The 18,899-nt window shown below is 63.2% G+C and carries 19 protein-coding genes and 1 riboswitch; of the genes, 13 read left to right on the top strand and 6 right to left on the bottom strand.

Features of this window, described 5'->3' with window-relative positions:
• The first annotated feature begins 95 nt into the window (after window positions 1–95).
• The 5 genes from V6590_RS07535 (at window position 96) to V6590_RS07515 (ending at window position 6,647) form a co-directional block, all read left to right on the top strand.
• The gene (locus tag V6590_RS07535) at window positions 96–779 is read left to right on the top strand and encodes a GntR family transcriptional regulator (protein WP_335421487.1); all 684 of its coding nucleotides are present in this window, start codon (window positions 96–98) and stop codon (window positions 777–779) included.
• 99 nt (window positions 780–878) lie between these two features.
• A riboswitch (cobalamin riboswitch) is annotated at window positions 879–1,070 on the top strand.
• A gap of 119 nt (window positions 1,071–1,189) precedes the next feature.
• A complete protein-coding gene (locus V6590_RS07530; protein WP_335421485.1) occupies window positions 1,190–2,431 on the top strand; it encodes an aromatic ring-hydroxylating oxygenase subunit alpha in 1,242 nt (413 codons plus the stop codon).
• 5 nt (window positions 2,432–2,436) lie between these two features.
• On the top strand, window positions 2,437–3,510 hold the full coding sequence (locus V6590_RS07525; RefSeq protein ID WP_335421483.1) for an FAD-binding oxidoreductase: 1,074 nt from the start codon (window positions 2,437–2,439) through the stop codon (window positions 3,508–3,510).
• A gap of 126 nt (window positions 3,511–3,636) precedes the next feature.
• The gene (locus tag V6590_RS07520) at window positions 3,637–5,784 is read left to right on the top strand and encodes a 4Fe-4S binding protein (RefSeq protein ID WP_335421481.1); all 2,148 of its coding nucleotides are present in this window, start codon (window positions 3,637–3,639) and stop codon (window positions 5,782–5,784) included.
• Window positions 5,784–6,647, top strand: coding sequence for an FAD:protein FMN transferase (locus V6590_RS07515; protein WP_335421479.1), 864 nt, complete (start codon window positions 5,784–5,786; stop codon window positions 6,645–6,647). Before V6590_RS07520 ends, V6590_RS07515 begins: the two co-directional genes overlap by 1 nt.
• A 20-nt stretch (window positions 6,648–6,667) precedes the next feature.
• Here V6590_RS07515 and V6590_RS07510 read toward each other — a convergent pair whose 3' ends face one another.
• Window positions 6,668–7,606, bottom strand: coding sequence for a transporter substrate-binding domain-containing protein (locus V6590_RS07510; RefSeq protein WP_335421477.1), 939 nt, complete (start codon window positions 7,604–7,606; stop codon window positions 6,668–6,670).
• Window positions 7,607–7,608: 2 nt separating this feature from the next.
• Window positions 7,609–8,289, bottom strand: coding sequence for a cytochrome c-550 PedF (gene pedF, locus V6590_RS07505; protein WP_335421476.1), 681 nt, complete (start codon window positions 8,287–8,289; stop codon window positions 7,609–7,611).
• Between the two features lie 164 nt (window positions 8,290–8,453).
• Between pedF and V6590_RS07500 the strand changes: the two genes are divergently transcribed.
• The 8 genes from V6590_RS07500 (at window position 8,454) to V6590_RS07465 (ending at window position 15,706) form a co-directional block, all read left to right on the top strand.
• Entirely contained in the window at window positions 8,454–9,647 is a 1,194-nt protein-coding gene (locus V6590_RS07500) for an ABC transporter substrate-binding protein (RefSeq protein ID WP_335421474.1), read from the top strand.
• Window positions 9,648–9,650: 3 nt separating this feature from the next.
• Complete coding sequence (locus tag V6590_RS07495) at window positions 9,651–10,607, top strand: YVTN family beta-propeller repeat protein (protein WP_335421472.1); 957 nt, start codon at window positions 9,651–9,653, stop codon at window positions 10,605–10,607.
• A gap of 15 nt (window positions 10,608–10,622) precedes the next feature.
• On the top strand, window positions 10,623–11,042 hold the full coding sequence (locus V6590_RS07490; protein WP_335421470.1) for a cupredoxin domain-containing protein: 420 nt from the start codon (window positions 10,623–10,625) through the stop codon (window positions 11,040–11,042).
• On the top strand, window positions 11,039–11,755 hold the full coding sequence (locus V6590_RS07485) for an ABC transporter ATP-binding protein (protein ID WP_335421468.1): 717 nt from the start codon (window positions 11,039–11,041) through the stop codon (window positions 11,753–11,755). The genes V6590_RS07490 and V6590_RS07485 overlap by 4 nt, the downstream gene beginning before the upstream one ends.
• Window positions 11,752–12,552 carry an ABC transporter permease gene (locus V6590_RS07480; RefSeq protein WP_335421466.1) on the top strand — a complete coding sequence of 267 codons (801 nt, stop codon included), beginning with the start codon at window positions 11,752–11,754 and terminating at the stop codon, window positions 12,550–12,552. Before V6590_RS07485 ends, V6590_RS07480 begins: the two co-directional genes overlap by 4 nt.
• Window position 12,553: 1 nt before the next feature.
• The gene (locus tag V6590_RS07475; protein ID WP_335421464.1) at window positions 12,554–13,096 is read left to right on the top strand and encodes a tetratricopeptide repeat protein; all 543 of its coding nucleotides are present in this window, start codon (window positions 12,554–12,556) and stop codon (window positions 13,094–13,096) included.
• A 257-nt stretch (window positions 13,097–13,353) separates the two neighbouring features.
• Window positions 13,354–13,767, top strand: coding sequence for a c-type cytochrome (locus V6590_RS07470; protein WP_335421462.1), 414 nt, complete (start codon window positions 13,354–13,356; stop codon window positions 13,765–13,767).
• A 172-nt stretch (window positions 13,768–13,939) separates the two neighbouring features.
• Window positions 13,940–15,706 (top strand): PQQ-dependent methanol/ethanol family dehydrogenase, encoded by a 1,767-nt coding sequence (locus tag V6590_RS07465; protein ID WP_335421460.1) that lies wholly within the window; start codon window positions 13,940–13,942, stop codon window positions 15,704–15,706.
• 147 nt (window positions 15,707–15,853) lie between these two features.
• Here the strand turns inward: V6590_RS07465 and pqqE are convergent, their stop codons facing one another.
• From pqqE to pqqB, 4 genes are read right to left on the bottom strand one after another with little or no spacing between them, the layout of a single operon-like run.
• Window positions 15,854–16,966: a pyrroloquinoline quinone biosynthesis protein PqqE gene (gene pqqE, locus V6590_RS07460; RefSeq protein ID WP_335421733.1), complete on the bottom strand. Its 1,113-nt coding sequence runs from the start codon at window positions 16,964–16,966 to the stop codon at window positions 15,854–15,856.
• Complete coding sequence (gene pqqD / locus V6590_RS07455; RefSeq protein ID WP_335421458.1) at window positions 16,956–17,234, bottom strand: pyrroloquinoline quinone biosynthesis peptide chaperone PqqD; 279 nt, start codon at window positions 17,232–17,234, stop codon at window positions 16,956–16,958. The genes pqqE and pqqD overlap by 11 nt, the downstream gene beginning before the upstream one ends.
• Window positions 17,231–17,998 (bottom strand): pyrroloquinoline-quinone synthase PqqC, encoded by a 768-nt coding sequence (pqqC, locus tag V6590_RS07450; protein ID WP_335421456.1) that lies wholly within the window; start codon window positions 17,996–17,998, stop codon window positions 17,231–17,233. Before pqqC ends, pqqD begins: the two co-directional genes overlap by 4 nt.
• Complete coding sequence (gene pqqB / locus V6590_RS07445) at window positions 17,995–18,888, bottom strand: pyrroloquinoline quinone biosynthesis protein PqqB (protein ID WP_335421454.1); 894 nt, start codon at window positions 18,886–18,888, stop codon at window positions 17,995–17,997. The genes pqqC and pqqB overlap by 4 nt, the downstream gene beginning before the upstream one ends.
• Between the last annotated feature and the right edge of the window lie 11 nt (window positions 18,889–18,899).

Here is an 18,899-nt window from a genome sequence, read left to right as displayed (position 1 = left end):
TGCGCCTCCTGTGTGCTTTCCGTATGGTGGTATACCATCTTATGATATGTCAATATTGACTTGATTTGCCGACCGGCGCCACCTATCCTGTCTGGATGAAACCGACAGACGATATCGACCTGCGCATTGCCCATACCCCCACCACCTTGCGCGGGCTGGCGGTGGACAGGCTGCGGCAAGCAATCATCACCGGGCGGTTTTCCGGCGGCGACAGGCTGGTGGAACGCACGCTCTGCGATCAGCTGGGTGTGTCGCGCTCTGTCGTGCGCGAGGCGATCCGCTATCTGGAGGCCGAGGGGCTGGTGGAATTGCAGGGCCGCAGCGGCCCGATCGTGGCCCGGCTGGATTGGGATCAGGCACGGCAGGTCTATGACATTCGCCGTTTGCTGGAATCCGATGCCGCTGCTGCCTGCGCCCGCCTGGCGGATGCCCCGGTCAAGGCCAGACTGCAGGCGGCGCTGTCACGGCTGGAAGCTGCCTTTGCCGAAGCGGTGCCGGGCACGGTTTATGACGCGACAACAGCATTCTACCAGGTGATTTTCGAAACAGCCGGACATCATGTTGCCTGGGACATCGTGCAGCGCCTGAACAGCCGCATCTCGCGGTTGCGCGCCCTGACGCTGGCCAGCACCGACCGGCGGATTTCTGGCCCCGCGCATATGGCGCGGATATGCAGCGCGATCTGCGCCAATGATCCTGATGCCGCCGCTCACGCAGTCCGCGACCACCTGACCGAAGCTGCGACCATCGCCAAGACCCAACTGGCCGCCAAGCCCTGACTCCCCCGTCGCCAACTTGCCCGGCGGCCCCTTGATGGCCAGTCCGGCCATGGTGAACAGAGTGTCGCATTTGGACATTGCGGCATGTCGCAAATGGGGCAGCATGACGGTGTTCATGGTGCCGCCATCTGGCGGAGAATTGGGAAGCCGGTGCAAGACCGGCGCTGCCCCCGCAACGGTGACGGGAGAGCACGGCGAAGGCCACTGGGGAACCGGTCCCCGGGAAGGCGCCGGGCATGGTCGCAAGGCCGCTCCCTCAGCCCGGAAACCAGCCAGGAACGCCTGTCAAACCGCGATGAAATGCGGGGTTGCGGGTGGGGCCGGATATGGCCTCCACCTCGGGGGCCCGGTTTTGTCGCACCCATGAAACCGGACCCGTGCGGGGAGGCGCGGGCCAAGCGAGGTCGGACATGCCGAGCCAATCAGAAATCCTGGCGCAGATCAGTGCGCGCCGGAAAGACTATTCCCTGTCGCGTGAGCTGTATTGCCATGACGATGTGTTGCAGGCCGATCTGGACCATATCTGGTATCGTGAATGGTTGTTTGCAATTCCGGCCTGCGCCCTGCCCAAGCCCGGCAATTTCGTCACGCTTCAGGTGGGGGCCTATCCGGTCGTCATCACACGGGGCAACGACGGCATGATCCGCGCCTTCCACAACGTCTGCCGCCATCGTGGCCAACGGCTTTGCGCAAAGGACAGCGGGTCGTCACCCAAGCTGGTCTGCCCCTATCATCAATGGACCTATGATCTGGACGGCAAGCTGCTTTACGCCCGCGACATGCAGGACAGCTTTGATCCGGCACAGCACGGGCTTAAAAAGGTTCATTGCGTCGATCTGGCCGGGATGGTGTTCATCTGCCTTGCCGATGTGCCCCCGGCCATTGCCGATCTGGCCAAGACGGCCATGGCCTATCTGGCCCCAGCGGGCCTGAAATCCGCCAGGGTGGCGCTGCGATCCACCATCGTGGAAAAGGGCAACTGGAAACTGGTGATCGAAAACAACCGCGAATGTTATCACTGCGGTGGCTCGCATCCGTCGCTGTGCCGCACCTATTCCGACAATCCGCGCATGACGGCCATGGAAGGCCCCGATGCCGCCAGCCCGGAAATTCTGGCCCATTGGGCGCGCTGCGAAGCGGCGGGCCTGCCCTCGCGCTTTGTCAACCATCCCAGGATGCAATGGCGGCTGGCGCGCATCCCGCTGCTGAACAATGCCGAAAGCTATACCCTGTCTGGCAAGGCAGCGGTGAAGGGCAAACGCATGGGCCAGATGCCCTTCAACGATGCGGGCAGTTTGCTGTTCTTCCACTATCCAAACACCTGGAACCACTTCCTTGCCGATCATGCCATCGTCTTCCGCGTGCTGCCGATCAGCGCCACGGAAACCGAAGTGACAACCTTCTGGCTGGTGCCCGAAGACGCGCAGGACGGCGTGGATTACGATCTGGCCGATCTGACCACCGTCTGGATGAACACCAATGACGAAGACCGGCAGGTGGTCGAGGAAAACCAGAAGGGCATCCTGTCCCCCGCCTATGAACCCGGCCCCTATTCGACCATCCAGGAAGAAGGGGTGATCCAGTTCGTCGATTGGTATTGCGACACCATGTCCGAACGGCTGGCCCCCAAGCCCGCCTTGGCGGCGGAGTAAGACAGATGGGCAAGTTTCGCGCCAACTGGTCTCTGGAGCCGTGGCAGGACCGCGAGATGCTGGAATGTGCCATGGTCGTGCCGGAAAATGATGATACCGCCAGCTTCACCTTCCGCGCGCCTTCGGGCGCATGGTTCGACTATCAGCCGGGGCAGTTTGTCACGCTTGATCTGCCGGTGCCCGGCGGCAATGTGCAGCGCACCTATACGATCAGTTCCAGCCCTTCGCGGCCCTTGTCGATCACGGTAACGGTCAAGGCGCAGTCGGGCAGCATCGGCACACGCTGGATGCTGGATCATCTGAAGCCGGGGATGAAGATCAAGGCCTATGGCCCGAATGGCATCTTCAGCTTTCACCGCCATCCGGCACGGAAATACCTGTTCATCTCGGCCGGTTCCGGCATCACTCCGATGATGTCGATGACCACATGGGCCTGGGATTCAGGCGAAATGCCCGACATCGTGTTTGTTCATGCCGCGCGCCGCCCGTCCGAGATCATCTTCCGCGAAAGGCTGGAGCAATTCGCCAATCGCGTGCCCGGATTGCAGCTGCGCTTTACCGTGGAAGAGGCCGATCCCTTCCGCGTCTGGCCCGGCTACAAGGGGCGGCTGAACCAGATCATGCTGGGCCTGATGGCGCCGGATTATCTGGACCGCGAAGTGTTCTGCTGCGGGCCGGAACCCTTCATGCAGGCGGTGCGCGACATGCTGAACGCGCTTGGCTTCGACATGGCACATTACCATCAGGAAAGCTTTGGCCTTGCCGTGGCGACCGAAGCGGAAAAGCCGGTCCTGGCCGATGTGGTGCCATCCGAGGCCGGGGCCTCGATCACCTTTGCCGCCTCGGGCGTCACCAGCCCCTGCGCCGAAACCGACACCGTGCTGTCAGTGGCGAAACGGTCCGGCCTGAACATCCCCTCGGGCTGCACCTTTGGTCTTTGCGGCACCTGCAAGGTGAAGAAAACCTCAGGCGAGGTGCATATGGTGCATAACGGCGGCATTTCCGACGAAGACGTGGCAGCGGGCTATATCCTTGCCTGCTGTTCGCATCCCATGGGCGCTGTCAGCGTCGAGGTGTGATGCCCACAATCCGGGGCCCGCAAACCGCAAGGTCGGGCCCCGGCATTCACCAACATGGATGGCTTAGGGCTACCCTGCGACTTTGGTCGGATGGATGCCGGGCGACGGCGGCACTAGGCTTTGGCCATGATCCAGCGCCTTGCCCGATTGCTATGCCCTGCCCTGACCACGGGATTTGCCACGGCCTTGGCCGCGCTTGTCACCCTGACCGCCCCGGCAGGGGCCGCGCCGCTGACGCAGGACGAAATCGCGCCGATGATCGTGCCGCCCTATGCCCTGGGCCAACCGGTGAACGATCAGGGCGTCTGGCAGCTTTTGAATTCTGGCGGGGCCGAGGCCGGTTACGTCTTTGAAACCGAACCGCTGGCCCCCCTGCCTGGGTTTTCAGGGGCACCGATCAACATGCTGGTCATGCTGGATCTGGAAGGCCGCTTCATCGATGTGCGGCTGATGTCGCATAACGAGCCGATCTTTGTGTCTGGTCTGGGCGAGGCGCCGTTTCACAAGTTCATGGAACAGTATCAGGGCCTGTCGATCAACACGCCCATGGTGGTGGGGGTGCCCTACGGCGAAACCGGCGGATCAGAGATCACCTACCTGGATGGGGTGACCAAGGCGACCGCTTCGGTCCGCATCGCACATGAAAGCATCCTGGCCGCAACGCTCACAGTCGCGCGCGAAAAGATGAAGGGGTTGCATTCGGCCCCGCCCGCCCGGCCCGATCCGGCCCATGATGAGCCGCTGGATTGGCAGGCTCTGGTCGATCAGGGCATCGCCCGCAATCTGCGGCTGACCAATGCGCAGGTTGATGCGGCCTTTGCAGGCACCGTCTGGGCCGATGACGACCCAGAGGCGGCAGCCGATCCCGACGGCATCTATCTGGATCTCTGGTTGGTGGATATTGGCCCGCCTGCGATTGCCCGCGCTGTGCTGACGGGCGAAAGCTTGCGTGACCTTGATCGGTTCCTGGCTGTATCACCGCAGGATGAACCGCTTCTGGTCATCGATGCCGGGCGGCATGGTCTGGTCAGCGCGGCCTTCGTGCGCAATACCGCGCCCGATCTGCTGGGGGCGGAACAGGACGGGCTTCCGGTCGCGTTACGCGATGCTGATCTCTTGTTCGAAACCCTGCCGGGCGTGCCCGAAGGCACGGCCATGATCCTGCGCGCCGACCGCCGTCTGGGCTTTGATCCGGCACGCGACTGGAACTTGCGGGTGATTGCGGAACGCCAGCATGGCATGTTCCAGCCCGAAACCGGCAGCCATGCCTTTCTGCTGACCCATGTCACGCCCGAACGGTTCTTCCTGCGGCCCGAGGCACCGGCGGCCCCCCTGCCGCCATGGGTTGAGGCGCTGCGTAATCGCGCCGGCGACCTGATCGTTTTGTCCCTGGTCCTTGTCGCGCTGTTCCTTCTGCTTGGTCCGGGCATGAACCGTCTGGCCGGGCTGAAACTGTCCACTCCGTTGCGCCTTGTCACGACCAGAACCGGGCATCTCTATACACCGGTGCGTCTCGGTCTCTTGGCGGCCATGACCGGCTTTGTCGGATTCTGGGGGCAGGGTCAGCTGTCCATCGTCACGCCTCTGGCCACGCTGCGCACCGCGCTGGAAGGCGGCAGTTTCGCCTATCTTCTTTACGACCCCTTCTCGCTGCTGGTCTGGGTAGCGGCAGGTCTGGGGTTCTTTCTGTGGGGGCGTGGGCTGTTCTGTGGTTGGCTCTGCCCGTTCGGCGCGCTGCAGGAATTTGCCCATCATCTGGGCCGCCGTCTGCGCCTGCCCCGGTGGGAGCTGTCGGGCCGTGCAGACAGGATACTGAAATACCTCAAGTATGTTCTGCTGGCCGGGCTGGTTGCCGTGGTCTTCCTCGCCCCGGATCAGATCGACACCGTGGCGGAAATCGAACCCTTCAAGACCGCGATCACCACCCACTTTCAGCGCGAATGGATATTTGTGGCCTATGCTGCGGCATGGCTTGTGCTTGGCATGGTCACTTTCAAGGGGTTTTGTCGCTATGTCTGCCCCTTGGGTGCGCTGATGGCGATTGGCGGCTTGCTACGCGGGCGCGACTGGATCGCCCGGCGGCAGGAATGCGGCAGCCCCTGCCAGTTGTGCAAGGTACGCTGCGCCTACGGGGCCATCAAGCCCAGCGGAAAGATAGAATATTCAGAATGTTTCCAATGCCTTGATTGCGTCACGCTCCATGATGACCCGGCGCAATGCGTGCCGCTGATCCTTGCCGCCCGCGGCAAGGGCCTACGGAAAGAGGCCGCCTGATGCACCGCCGCCGCTTCCTGCAGATCATGGCCGCATCAATGTTTCTGCCCCGCCCGGCAGCAGCCAGCGAATGGCGGGGCCGGGCCTTCGGGGCCGATGTCACGCTCAGCCTGTCGGGCAAAGGCGCAGAGATGGCAGTGCGGAAATTGCCCGCGCTTCTTGCACAGATCGAAGCGGTGTTCAGCCTGTACCAGCCTTCGGAACTGACGGCGCTGAACAGCACCGGCTGTGCCCGTCCCTCAACCTGGATGGCCGAGGCGCTGGCGCTGTGCGACCGGCTGCACCACCTGACCAAAGGGGCCTTTGATCCGACGGTGCAGCCGCTCTGGCAGGCTTTGGCCGCAGGCGAAAACGCCGCATCCGCCCGAAATCTGATCGGCTGGCAGCATGTCCGTCTAGGGCCTGAGGTAACGCTGGGCCAAGGGCAGGCGTTGACGTTGAACGGCATGGCGCAGGGTTTTGCCGCCGATCTGGTGCGCAACTGGCTGGCCACGCAAGGCTTTGAACATGCGCTGGTGCAGATGGGCGAGTATGCGGCACTCGGCGGGCCGTTCCAACTTGGCATCAGCGATCCGGCGGCGGGCCTGCTGGGCCAACGCCAGCTTGCTGCGGGCCGGGCTTTGGCGGCGTCATCCCCACGGGCAACGCTGGTGGGGCGCGCGCCGCATATCCTGCACCCCAAGGGGCACACCCCGCGCTGGTCAACCGTTGCCGTCGAAGCCGACAGCGCCGCCCTGGCCGATGGGCTTTCCACCGCCTTGGTATTTCTGGACCTGCCCGAAATCACCCGGTTGCGCCAGCACCTGCCGCAGCTTGGGCCGGTGACCCTGATCGACGTTCAGGGCGACCTGCGGGTGGTGTGACCGCCGACCGCCCTCCGCGCCTATCGCTGCGGCGGCAGGAAGCTCAGCCCGTATTTTGCATAGGCGGCCTGCAGCCGACCGTCGCCCAAGGCTGCGACAACCGTATCATCCAGCGCATAGGCCAGATCCCGGTGGCTGACATGCACGGCAATACCCAGTGTCCAGCGCGACAAAGCGAAGCCGGGCAAAGGCGGTTCATGCACATTCACGCCCTGCCCCGCGCCGAATTCTAGCTGCGCCAGTGGCCCCATCGCCGCCATGGTTTCCCCCACAGCCAACGCCGCCATGCTGTCCGCCATTGTGCGATGCCGCCGGATCATCGGCCCGATTTGTCCGCCTGGAAACGACGTCAGGTAGAAATCGGCGATCGAGTCGTTTTCCACCGCCACCGTATCGAAACGAAAAAAGGCTGCCACCGGCCCGCCTTCATCGCGCCCACCTGCCGGATTGGGCACTGCATCGGGATAGGCATCCTGACGATAGGCAATGGCGATCTGCTCATCGGCATATTGGCCGGTAAACACCACCTGATCGATCAGGCAGGTGAGCGTGCTGTTATAGGGCACGCGCAGCATCACATTCGCCACCGGCTCTTTCTGCACGCCCCCGCGCCAGATATTGACCATAAGGTCCGTCTGGATGGTCTCGCCCGCCTGCACGAAACGGAATTCAGGGGTAACGCCCAGCCCTTCGGCCAGAATGCGGCCCAGTTCGATATCCACGCCTTTTGGCTCGGCTCCATCCTGCCAGCTATAGGGCGGGAAATCTTCATAGACCGCGATGGTCAAACTGCCACGATCAAGGATTTCATCCAGCGTTTCGCCGATGAATTCGCGCGGGGTATTCTGGGGGCGCTGTTCGGGGGCGATGCCTTCGCAGCGGGCAAAAACGGGCAAGGCGGCAAGGGTGGCCAGCACCCCTGCCGCCAGCGCCGTCAGAAACGGGCGCCGCTGTGTCATGATCAATGCGCCGCTGAAAGCCCGATGGTCAGCGCATCGGCGGCATGTTTCGCGCCTTCGGGCGTACCGTTCAGATGCAAGGCGGCCTGCCGGGCGGCACTGTCGGCCACCGGCGCGCCGGATGCTGTCTTGACCTGCAGGGCAATGGCTTCAAGTTCAGCCTTCAATGCCGCTTCATCCGCACCCCCGGCTGCAAGCGCATCGCGGATCTCGGTCAACCGGGTGACATGGGCATCCAGCGCACCATCTTCGGGGCGGGTTTCGATATAGGTGCGGATCGCCCAACCGGCCTTCTGGCCCAGCACTTCCTCGAAGGCCGGCATCTTGGTGGTGCCATCCTGCGTATAGCCATGGCGGAAACGCTCCACGAACCATTCATCGCCATATTCGGCCGCCTCCAAAAAGCGCAGGTCGGGGGCAAGGCCACCGGACACCACGCCAAGCCCGTGGCAACGCGCGCAGTTCTGGTTATAGCCACTGTCGCCGATCGACACGGCCTTGGCCCAGACCTCATCGCCTGCGGTTGCGGCGCGGTAGGGGTTCTCGATCAGCCATTCCTCGCCCACATCTGGCAGCGCATCGGTATTCACCGGTTGGGGTGCCACATCCCCATGACCGAAGGCCGCCGTGGCGATGAAGGCAAGCCCCAGAAGGGCCGCCGATTGGCGCAGCAAGGGTTTCATATGCGGTTCCTCCCAAATCCTGCCCTGACCATAGGCATGGGGCAAAAATCGCTCCATTCGACTTTGGTCGCGCCCGCCGCAGTGCAGCGCCGTCGCACGCTCATACCTTGGTCGCATTGCCGCAACCGGTGGCTGCGGGCAGCCTGACAGGCAGGGAGAACGCCATGAACCATCTGATCCGAACCACGGGCCTTTGTGCGGCCATGGTGCTGGCTGTTGCCTTGCCTGCAGGCGCCCAGCAGCAGAAACCCGCACTGGCCGTGCCCATGGTCTATCTGCGGCAAGAGGTGCCGCAGCCGCCTGTGCTGTCCAACCTTGATCCGATTCCAGACGATCTGGGGATTGCCGGGGCCGAAGTCGCCCTGAAGGACAACCAAAGCACGGGGGCCTTCATGGGGCAGGATTTCAGCCTGACCGTGATATCCGTGCCGCCCGACGGCGATCTGCCCGCCGCTGCGCGGGATGCCCTGGCACAGGCTCAGCTGGTGCTTCTGGATGGCGAGGCGGCGCATCTGATGGCCGTGACCGATCTGCCCGAAGCCAAGGGGGCACTGTTCTTCAACGTCGCAGCGGGGGATGAGGCCCTGCGTTCGGACGAATGCCGCGCAAACCTGCTGCACACCATTCCCGAAACCGCCGCCCGCACCGATGCGCTGATGCAGGTGCTGGTGGCGCGGCAATGGTCCGATCTGGCGATGATCGTGGGACCGACGGCCAAGGATGGCACCTTTGCCGATCACCTGCGCCGATCCGCCGCCAAATTCGGGTTGGCCATCGCGGGCGAGGTGCCATGGACGTTTGACACTGATCTGCGCGACTCGACCATGGACGAGGTGCCGCGCTTTACCCAGACGCTGCCCGACCACGACGTGCTGCTGGTGGCCGATCCGACAGATGATTTTGGCCGCTATGTGCTGCACAATACCTGGCTGCCGCGCCCGGTTGCGGGCAGCCATGGCCTGCATGCCGAAGGCTGGGCCAGCGTGATCGAGGCCTGGGGCGCGGTTCAACTGCAAAACAGGTTCGAGGCCCATGCCGCCCGCCCGATGCGGGGCGAAGATTACGCGGCCTGGACCGCCATTCGCGCCATTGGCGAGGCCGTGACCCGCACCGGTAGCGCCGATCCTGCGGCCCTGCGCGCCTATATGCTGTCTGACGCCTTCCAACTGGACGGGTTCAAGGGCCGTGCCCTGACCTTTCGGCACTGGAATGGCCAGATGCGCCAACCCATCGCCGTGGTGAATGACCGGGCGCTCGTCACCCTCGCCCCGGTTGCGGGCTTTCTGCATCAGCGCAACGAGACCGACAGCCTTGGGCTGGACGAACCCGAAAGCCGCTGCACCGCCTTCAAGGAGTAACCGATGCGCCTTTTGCTTGCCGCCCTGCTGACCAGCGTGGCCCTGCCTGCCATGGCCGGGGAAATCTGGGTCACCAACGAAAAGGACGATACCGTCAGCGTGATCGATGTCGAAACGCTGGAGGTGGTGAATACCTACCCCACCGGCGAACGCCCGCGCGGCGTGACCTTTTCAAAGGATTTCAGCCGGTTGTACATCTGCGCCAGCGACAGCAACACCGTGCAGGTGATGGACCCGAACACGGGTGAGATCTTGCACGATCTGCCGTCGGGCGAAGACCCGGAGCAGTTCGTTCTCGCCCCCGATGACCGCCACCTGTACATCGCCAATGAGGACGACGCAGTGACCACTGTGGTCGATACCCAAAGCCGTACAGTGGTCGCACAGATCAATGTGGGGATCGAACCCGAAGGCATGGCCGTATCCCCCGATGGCAAGGTGGCAATCACCACATCGGAAACCACCAACATGGCACATTGGATCGATACGGCGACCCAGACGCTGTTTGCCAACACCCTGGTCGATGCCCGTCCACGGCATGCCGAGTTTACCGCCGACGGGGCCGCTCTTTGGGTCAGCTCCGAAATCGGGGGCACCATCACAGTGTTTGAAACCAAGGGCCAGACCGAAATCGGCAAGGTGCGTTTCGCCATCCAGGGCGTCAATCAGGATCTGGTGCAGCCGGTCGGCTTCAAATTCTCGCCCGATGGGGCCAAGGCCTTTGTGGCGCTTGGGCCCGCCAATCATGTCGCTGTCGTGAACACCGCCACCTATGAGGTGGAAAAATTCATCCTCGTCGGGCGGCGCGTCTGGCACATGGCCTATTCCCCCGACCAAAGCCAGTTGTTCACCACCAATGGTGTTTCGGGCGATGTGACGGTGATCGACGTCGCCAGTGAAGAACCCATCAAATCCATCAAGGTCGGCCGCTTCCCCTGGGGCGCGGCCATGCGCCCCTAACCTTAGGAAGTTGCCATGAAAAATCTGCTCCTTACCGCCGTCCTGCTGCTGGCCCCTGTTGCCGCCCAAGCCCAGACTGCGGGCCTGCTGGAACGCGCCAACCGCGTTGAACTGCCGGGGCTGAAGCTGATGTCGGGCGAGCCGGTTTCGGCCGCGCCGCTTAGCCTCAAATCCGGTACATATTACATCATCGAGATCGAATCTGATGGCAGCGCCGAATTGGCACTGGAAGGTGCGGCCTTCTTCCGGGCGATCTGGGTGAACGAGGTGGTGATCAACGATATTGAAATCCGCCCGCTTGGCCTTGATTCCTTCGAATTCGATGACGAAGGCACGATCGAACTGTCCTTCATCGCCATCAAACCGGGCAAATACGCGCTCAGCGTGCCGGGCAGCACCGGTGACAGCCAGCGGGTGGAGATCACCATCGAGTGACTGGCATCGAAATCTCTTGCCTGGGCTACAGCTATGGCGCCAAACGCGCTCTGGACGACCTGAACCTGCAGGTCGCGCCGGGGCAGTTCTGTGCGCTTCTGGGACCAAATGGCGCGGGGAAATCGACGCTGTTTTCGCTGCTGACGCGCCTGTTCGTGGCGCCCGAAGGGCGTATCCTGCTGGCGGGTCTTGATCTGGCCCGCCAACCGCGCGCAGCCATGGCCCGGCTGGGCGTCGTGTTCCAGCAGCCCACGCTGGATCTTGATCTGACGGTGCGCCGCAATCTTCTGTATTTCGCCGCCCTGCACGGGATTGCCGGTCGTGCAGCGGAGGCCCGCGTGACGGCGGCGCTGGACCGCCTTGGCATGGCCGAACGCGCGGGCGAACCGGTGCGGGCGCTGAATGGCGGCCATCGCCGCCGGATGGAGATTGCGCGCGCCCTGATCCACGATCCGGCGGTGCTGCTGCTGGATGAACCGACCGTGGGTCTTGATGCCGCCGCGCGGGTGGCGATCACCGATCATGTGCACGACCTGGCGGCGCAGGGGTTGACCGTGCTTTGGGCCACCCACCTGACCGATGAAATCCGCGATACCGACCGCGTAGCGGTGTTGCATCGCGGGCGGTTGCTGGCCGACAGCACGGCGGCCGATTTGCGCGGGGCACAAAGCCTGCAAACCGCCTTTCTGCGCCTGACAGGGGATGAGCCATGACCCATTGGCTGATTACCTTGCGCGCGATCCTGCACCGTGAGGCGCTGCGCTTCACCGGCCAGCGCGGGCGGTTCATCGCGGCACTGGTGCGGCCCCTTGTCTGGCTGATCGTCTTTGCTGCCGGGTTCCGTGCAGCACTGGGCCTGTCGATCACCCCGCCCTATCAGACCTATATCACCTACGAGACCTATATCGTTCCCGGCCTTCTGGGCATGATCTGCCTGTTCAACGGCATGCAAAGCTCGCTGTCCCTAGTCTATGACCGTGAGATGGGGTCGATGCGGCTGTTGCTGACAGCGCCCCTGCCCCGTTGGTGGCTTTTGCTGTGCAAACTGCTGGCAGGCACGCTGGTTTCGGTGCTGCAATGTCTGGTGTTTCTGGCGATTGCCGTCGCCTGGGGCGTGCGCTTTCCGGTCATGGGTGTTCTGTCCGTCTTGCCCGCGCTGGTGCTGACCGGGTTGATGCTGGGGGCTGTAGGGCTGATGCTGTCTTCGCTGATCCGGCAGTTGGAGAATTTCGCAGGCGTGATGAATTTCGTGATTTTCCCGATGTTCTTCATGTCTTCCGCGCTTTATCCTTTGTGGAAGATGCGCGAGGCCAGCCCGACCCTTGCAACGCTGTGCGGGCTGAACCCCTTCACCCATAGCGTGGAACTGATCCGGTTCTCGCTCTATCTCCAGCCCAACCCCTCCGCCATGGGCTGGGTGCTGCTGGCGACGCTGGCGTTTGGTGCGGCGGCGATGCGCGGCTATGATCCGGCGCGGGGCATGCAGGGCAAGACCCTGAAAGGAGGCTGAGATGAAACTGTTTCTGGCCATGATCCTCTGTGCCGCGCCGCTTGGGGCCACGCCGCTCTGGGCCGAAGACGATGGCGGCACGCTGAACCCCGAAGAGTTGACCATGGGCCGCGTGCTGGAGGATGTCGCACGCGGCAACACGAGCATGACCAATTGTGCCGCTGGTTACCTCATCACCAAATCCGGGCGCCATGCGCAGGCCAGGGCCCTGTTCGAAACCTGCGCCAATGCGGGCTATACCGGTGCCATGACCTGGATGAGCCAGCTGGACAATAATGGCCTTGGTGCGCCGGAAAACCCTGATGCCGCCGCCGAATGGGATCGACGTGCTGCCGATGCCGGCGATCCAGTCGGCCAGTTCAACTATGGTCTGGATCTGATGCGCGGACGCGGCACCGTGCAGGATGAGGAAGCCGGTCGCCGCATGGTCGATGCCGCCGCGGCACAGGGCCTGCCCACGGCGCAGCGCCTGCAACGCTCGGGCTATGATCTGGATGAGGTCACGCCGGATGCCGACAACTGGAAATACGCGCCACTGTTCTGACCTTCTGGAGCAGGCCGATGGCTCTGCCCGCACAGGCCTTCAAGGGCAGGGCCTTTCCTGCTTATCCGCGCGGTTGACCCGGATTCGCAGCGCCCGGATCTGACTGCCGCCGAAGGCGCTTGCATTGCGCAGATCAGAGCCTGTCGAGGGGTATTACGACCAAAGTCGGGGCGAAGGCTTGATCGGCGTCAAGTCGGCCTGGAGCCTGGCATGATCGGATGCAGGCGGACGCGCACCCCCCTTGACGTGAGACCGAAATGACCCCCAATTGCCTGACCCGCACCGCCCTGGCCTGCCTTGCGCTGGCCGCAGCCGCCCCTGCCGCGCAGGCCGAACAGGGGCTGGACGAGGCGATCAAGATCGAAGCCGGAAAAGCCTTTTTCGCATCGGAATGCCAGCGCTGCCACAGCATCGATGCCGACCGCCAAACCTATGGCCCGCCTTTGGAAAATATCATCGGCCGCCCTGCCGGATCGGTCGCGGATTACGCCTATTCGCCGGCACTTGCGAAGGCCGGTTTCACCTGGACGGAAGGGGCGCTGATCGCCTGGATGGAGGATAATCAGGCCTTCGTTCCCGGCACCAGGATGCGCCATGTCGGCATTACCGACCCGGTCGTGCAGGCCTTCATCGTGGCCTGGCTGAAGGACGCGGCGCGCTCCGCGCAATAGGCACGCCTGCCCCCGGCCCCACCCCGATCAGGCGGCGGGCCGGGTATTCTACGACTATTGTGGCATGTTCAAGCGACGCGGGCCGGGCTTAGCATACGGGCCGATGCGACCTGTCGGAGTGCTGTTCCGACGACGCGGACCCGACAAAAAGCACATCCAAAGGGAGGACAGGATGAACCGCTTTACGGCAGCTGCACTTGCTGCAATCTTGCTGACCGCTGCGCCCGGTTGGGCCGCAGTGACCGAAGAGGATCTGGCCAAGGATCAGGCAACACCCGGCGACGTGCTGACCAATGGCATGGGCCGCGACCTGCAACGCTTCAGCCCGATCGCCACGCTGAACAAGGACAATGTAAAGAACCTTGTGCCGGCCTGGGCCTTCAGCTTTGGCGGCGAAAAGCAGCGCGGCCAGGAAACCCAGCCGCTAATCCATGACGGCATGATGTATGTCACCGCATCCTATTCGCGGATGTATGCGGTGGACCTGAAAACCGGCAAGGAAGTCTGGCAATATGACGCCCGCTTGCCCGAAGGCATCCTGCCCTGCTGCGACGTCATCAACCGGGGCGGCGCGATCTATGGCGACAATATCTATTTCGGCACCTTGGATGCCCGTATCGTCGCGCTGAACCTGAAAACCGGCGATGTGGTCTGGAACAAGAAGATTGCCGACTACAAGGAAGGCTATAGCTATACAGCAGCACCGCTGATCGTGAATGGACTGGTCATCACCGGCAATTCGGGTGGCGAGTTCGGGATCGTGGGCACCGTGCAGGCGCGCGATGCGAATACCGGCGATCTGGTCTGGGAACGCCCCGTGATCGAAGGCCACATGGGCACGCTGAATGGCCAGCCCTCGACCATGACCGGCACGCTGAACGCAACCTGGCCCGGCGACCTGTGGAAAACCGGTGGCGGCGCGACCTGGCTGGGCGGCAGCTATGATGCCGATACCAATACGCTGGTCTTCGGCGCGGGCAACCCGGCCCCGTGGAACAGCCACCTGCGCAATGCCGGTACCCCGACCGAAGGCAATACCGGCGACAACCTTTATGCTGCCTCGCGCCTTGGCATCGACCCGGCCACGGGCGAGATCAAGTGGCATTTCCAGACCACCCCCCGCGAAGGCTGGGACTTTGACGGCGTGAACGAAGTCGTGGCCTTTGTGGACAAGGATGGCAACAAGAAGTTCGCCACCGCCGACCGGAACGGGTTCTTCTATGTGCTGAACCGCGAAGACGGCAAGTTCCTGAATGCCTGGCCCTTTGTGAAGGATATCACCTGGGCCAGCGGCATCGATGAAAATGGCCGCCCGATCTTCAACGAGGACAATCGCCCTGGCGATCCGTCCAAGGCCGCCGATGGCGCCAAGGGCGAAATGGTCTTTGCCTCGCCTTCATTCCTGGGCGGCAAGAACTGGATGCCGATGGCCTTCAGCCAGAATACCGGCCTGTTCTACGTTCCGTCGAACGAATGGGGCATGGATATCTGGAACGAGCCGATCAGCTACAAGAAGGGCGCGGCCTATCTGGGTGCCGGCTTCACCATCAAGCCGAATTACGAAGACCATATCGGCAGCCTGAAGGCCATCGATCCGATGACCGGCGAATGGAAGTGGGAATACAAGAACGAGGCCCCGCTTTGGGGCGGCGTGATGACCACGGCAGGGGGTCTTGTGTTCTTCGGAACGCCCGAGGGCGAGTTCATCGCACTGGATGACACCACCGGCGAAAAGCTTTGGTCGTTCCAGACCGGTTCGGGCATCGTGGGCCAGCCGGTCACCTGGGAACAGGATGGCGAACAGTATGTCTCGGTCGTGTCAGGCTGGGGTGGCGCGGTGCCGCTCTGGGGTGGCGAAGTGGCCAAGAAGGTGAACTATCTCAATCAGGGCGGCACCGTCTGGACCTTCCGCCTGCCCAAGCAACTGGCTGCGAACTGATCGCACTTGTGATGATGGAAAGGCGCATCCCCCGGGATGCGCCTTTGCGCTTTTCCGGGCGGAAGGGTTCCCCCGAAAAGGCAAGACCTTCAAGGGCCGGAATGGCCCCTGAAGGTCAGGACATCTTGGCATGTAGGTCGGGCAGGATCAGCCGCTTGCCGCCCCGGCGCGGCGATAGATGAAATCTGCCGCCGGGGCTTCGCCTTCGGTCGCAATGATGCGGTCGATCACAGGGCGATGGGCCGAATGACGGCAGACCGGATCAGCCGCCGCCGCATCCCCGGCAAGGGCAAGGGCCTGACACCGGCAGCCTCCATGATCCAGCTCGCGCCGGGCGCAGCTTTTGCAGGGGTCTTTCATCCAGCCATGGCCCCGGAAGGCATTGAATGCCGCGCCATCATACCAGATGTCTTGCAGGTTGCGGTCCTGAACCCGGTCAAAGACCAGCCCCGGGATCGTCGCCGCGGCATGGCAGGGCAATACCGTGCCATCAGGCGTGACATTCAGGCCGGTTGACCCCCAGCCGCCCATGCAGGCCTTTGGAAAATCGGCATAATAATCCGGCGGAACAAAGTCGATTGCCATGCGGTGGGCATAACGCGGGCGGGCTGCCTCGACCACGGCCTTGGCCGCATCGACCTGCGCGCGTAGGGGCAGCAGGGCTGAACGGTTTGGCAAGGCCCAGCCGTAGAACTGCACGCAGGCCACCTCGATCCGCCGCGCGCCCAGATCGGCGGCAAAGGCCAAGGTTGCCTCCAGATCATCCATATTGTGCCGGTGCATGACCGCATTGACTGTCAGCGGCAGGCCAAGGCGGGCAACTTCACCTGCAATCGCCATCTTGCGATCAAACCCGCCGCGATAGCCGCCGATCCGATCGGCGATGTCGGCGCGGATGCCCTGCAATGACAGTTGCACATGATCCAGCCCGCAATCCACCAGGGCCCGCAGCCGATCTGCCGTCAGGCCAATGCCAGAGGTGATGAGGTTGACATAGAGCCCCGCGTCGCGCGCCCGGCGCACCAGTTCCTCCAGATCGCGGCGCGAGGCAGGTTCGCCCCCCGACAGGTGCAGTTGCAGCACCCCCAGATCGGCGGCCTCGTGAAACACCCGGGCCCATGTGGCGGTATCCAGTTCTGCCTCGCGCGCAATCAGATCAAGCGGGTTGGAGCAATAGGGACAGGCCAACGGGCAGCGATGGGTCAGTTCGGCCAACAGCGCAATGGGCGGGGCCTGGCGCAGGGCGGCATCACGCGGCATGAAGATCCACCAGACGATCAGAGGCAAGGCCCAGCAGAAATTCCCGGCAATCCGCCGCAATCTCATCGACCGGGGCCTGATAGCGGCCGGCCAGCCGTGCGGCAATCAGCGAAATCGGGGCAACCCCATCCACTTCGGCAAGAATGGCCGCGCCAACCTCATCAAGGATCAGCGCCCGTTCCGGCGCAAGCAGGACCATGGAACCGCGCACCCGATCCTGATGCAGCCGGGTGCCACGCGGCAGGACGGGGCGCAGATCACCGGTCATCGTGCTTGCCCTTCGCCCGGTTGCCAGGCACCGGGGGGGATGCGACCTTCGACATAGCCATTCCACAAGGCATCAAGCTGCGCCCAAAGCACATCGGTCTTGAAGGTCAGGGCAGCGATCGCCGCCTCCTGATCGGCGCGCGTGACGGCATGGGTCAGCACCCAATCCAGCGTGAAGCGCACATCCTTGGGCGCTTCGGTCAACCGGTGACGAAAGTAGGACACGGTTTCGGGGTTGGCAAAGCTGTAATGTTCCAGCAGCCCGTCAATCCGCCTTGTATGGATGGCAGGCGCGAACATCTCGGTCAGGCTGGAGGCCATGGCCGCGATCAGCGGCTCATCGCGCACGAACCGCACATAGGCATCCACCGCAAAGCGCGTTGCGGGCATGACACCTGCCCCTGACGCCACATACTCCGGATCAAGCCCGACGCCCTCGGCCAGTTTCAACCAGCGCCGGATACCGCCGCCAGACTCGGGCCCGCCGTCATGATCATCGATGCGCGACCGCCATGCCCGGCGCAGATCGGGGTCGCGGCAGCGCGACATGAAGGCCGCATCCTTCATCGGGATCGAGCTTTGATAGTGCCATCTGTTGATGACCCAGGCCTGCACTTCGGTCATGCTGCACTGCCCGGAATGCAGCCTGTCATGGAACGGATGCTTGTCATGATAGCGCGCATCGCCAATGGCGCGCAGACGGGCTTCGAATTCGGCGCGGGGCAGCGGGGCGTCGATGGCGGGCGGCGTCATGAATGCGGTCATAGCGTGATTTCTAATCCGTCCTGCGCAAGTTCCCAGCCATTGCGCAACAACGCCTGTCGTGCAGGGCTATCCGGCAAAAGGGCTGGATTGGTATTGTTGATATGGATGAACAGTTTGCGCGCGCGCAGTGATGCCAGCCGCTCCATCGACCCATTCGGGCCTGACATGGCGATATGGCCCATCCTTGCCCCCGTCTTCCTGCCGGTGCCCGAGGCCAGCATCTCTTCATCGGTCCAGATCGTGCCATCAAACAGCAGCACATCTGACCTGGCCAAGCGCGCGATCAGCCAATCCGGCACATCCGCACAACCTGGAATGTATTCAACCCTGTGGCCGGCCTTTTCAATGGTGATCCCGATGGTCTGTTCACCCATGGCCTTCAGGTTCAGCGCGGTCTCTGCGCCTTCCAGGTAAAGCGGCACCTTCCCCGGAACGGCGTGGGGTGTCATCACCAGACCGGGCAGCGGTTCAAACGGCTGATCCAGCGTGATCACCTCGGGGCGCACCAGTTCGGGGTCCAGCACGGCGAACACGGAATTGGCTGCCAGCACATCCAGCGTGGCCCGCGTGGCAAACAACCGGAACGGCGATTTTTCCCGAAGCGTCAACAGGCCTGCAATGTGATCCACATCGCCATTGGTCAGGACAACCGCTTTGACAGGGCTGTCGCGCAACCCGGTGGGATGCAGCGCAGGCGTCGCAAAAAGCTGCTGGCGCAGGTCGGGCGAGGCATTCAGCAAGACCCAAGCCAGCCCATCTGCCGATACGGCCAGCGAGGATTGGGTCATGCCCGGGATGCGCCCCTTCCGCGCAGCAGCGCATTGCAGGCATGCACAATTCCATTGGGGCAAGCCACCGCCAGCGCCTGCCCCAAGTACGATCAGTCGCACCTGAACAACCG

It is taken from the genome of Gemmobacter denitrificans (assembly GCF_036964905.1).
Classification (GTDB): Bacteria; Pseudomonadota; Alphaproteobacteria; order Rhodobacterales; family Rhodobacteraceae; genus Gemmobacter; species Gemmobacter denitrificans.
This window is presented reverse-complemented; position numbering and strand designations above follow the sequence as displayed.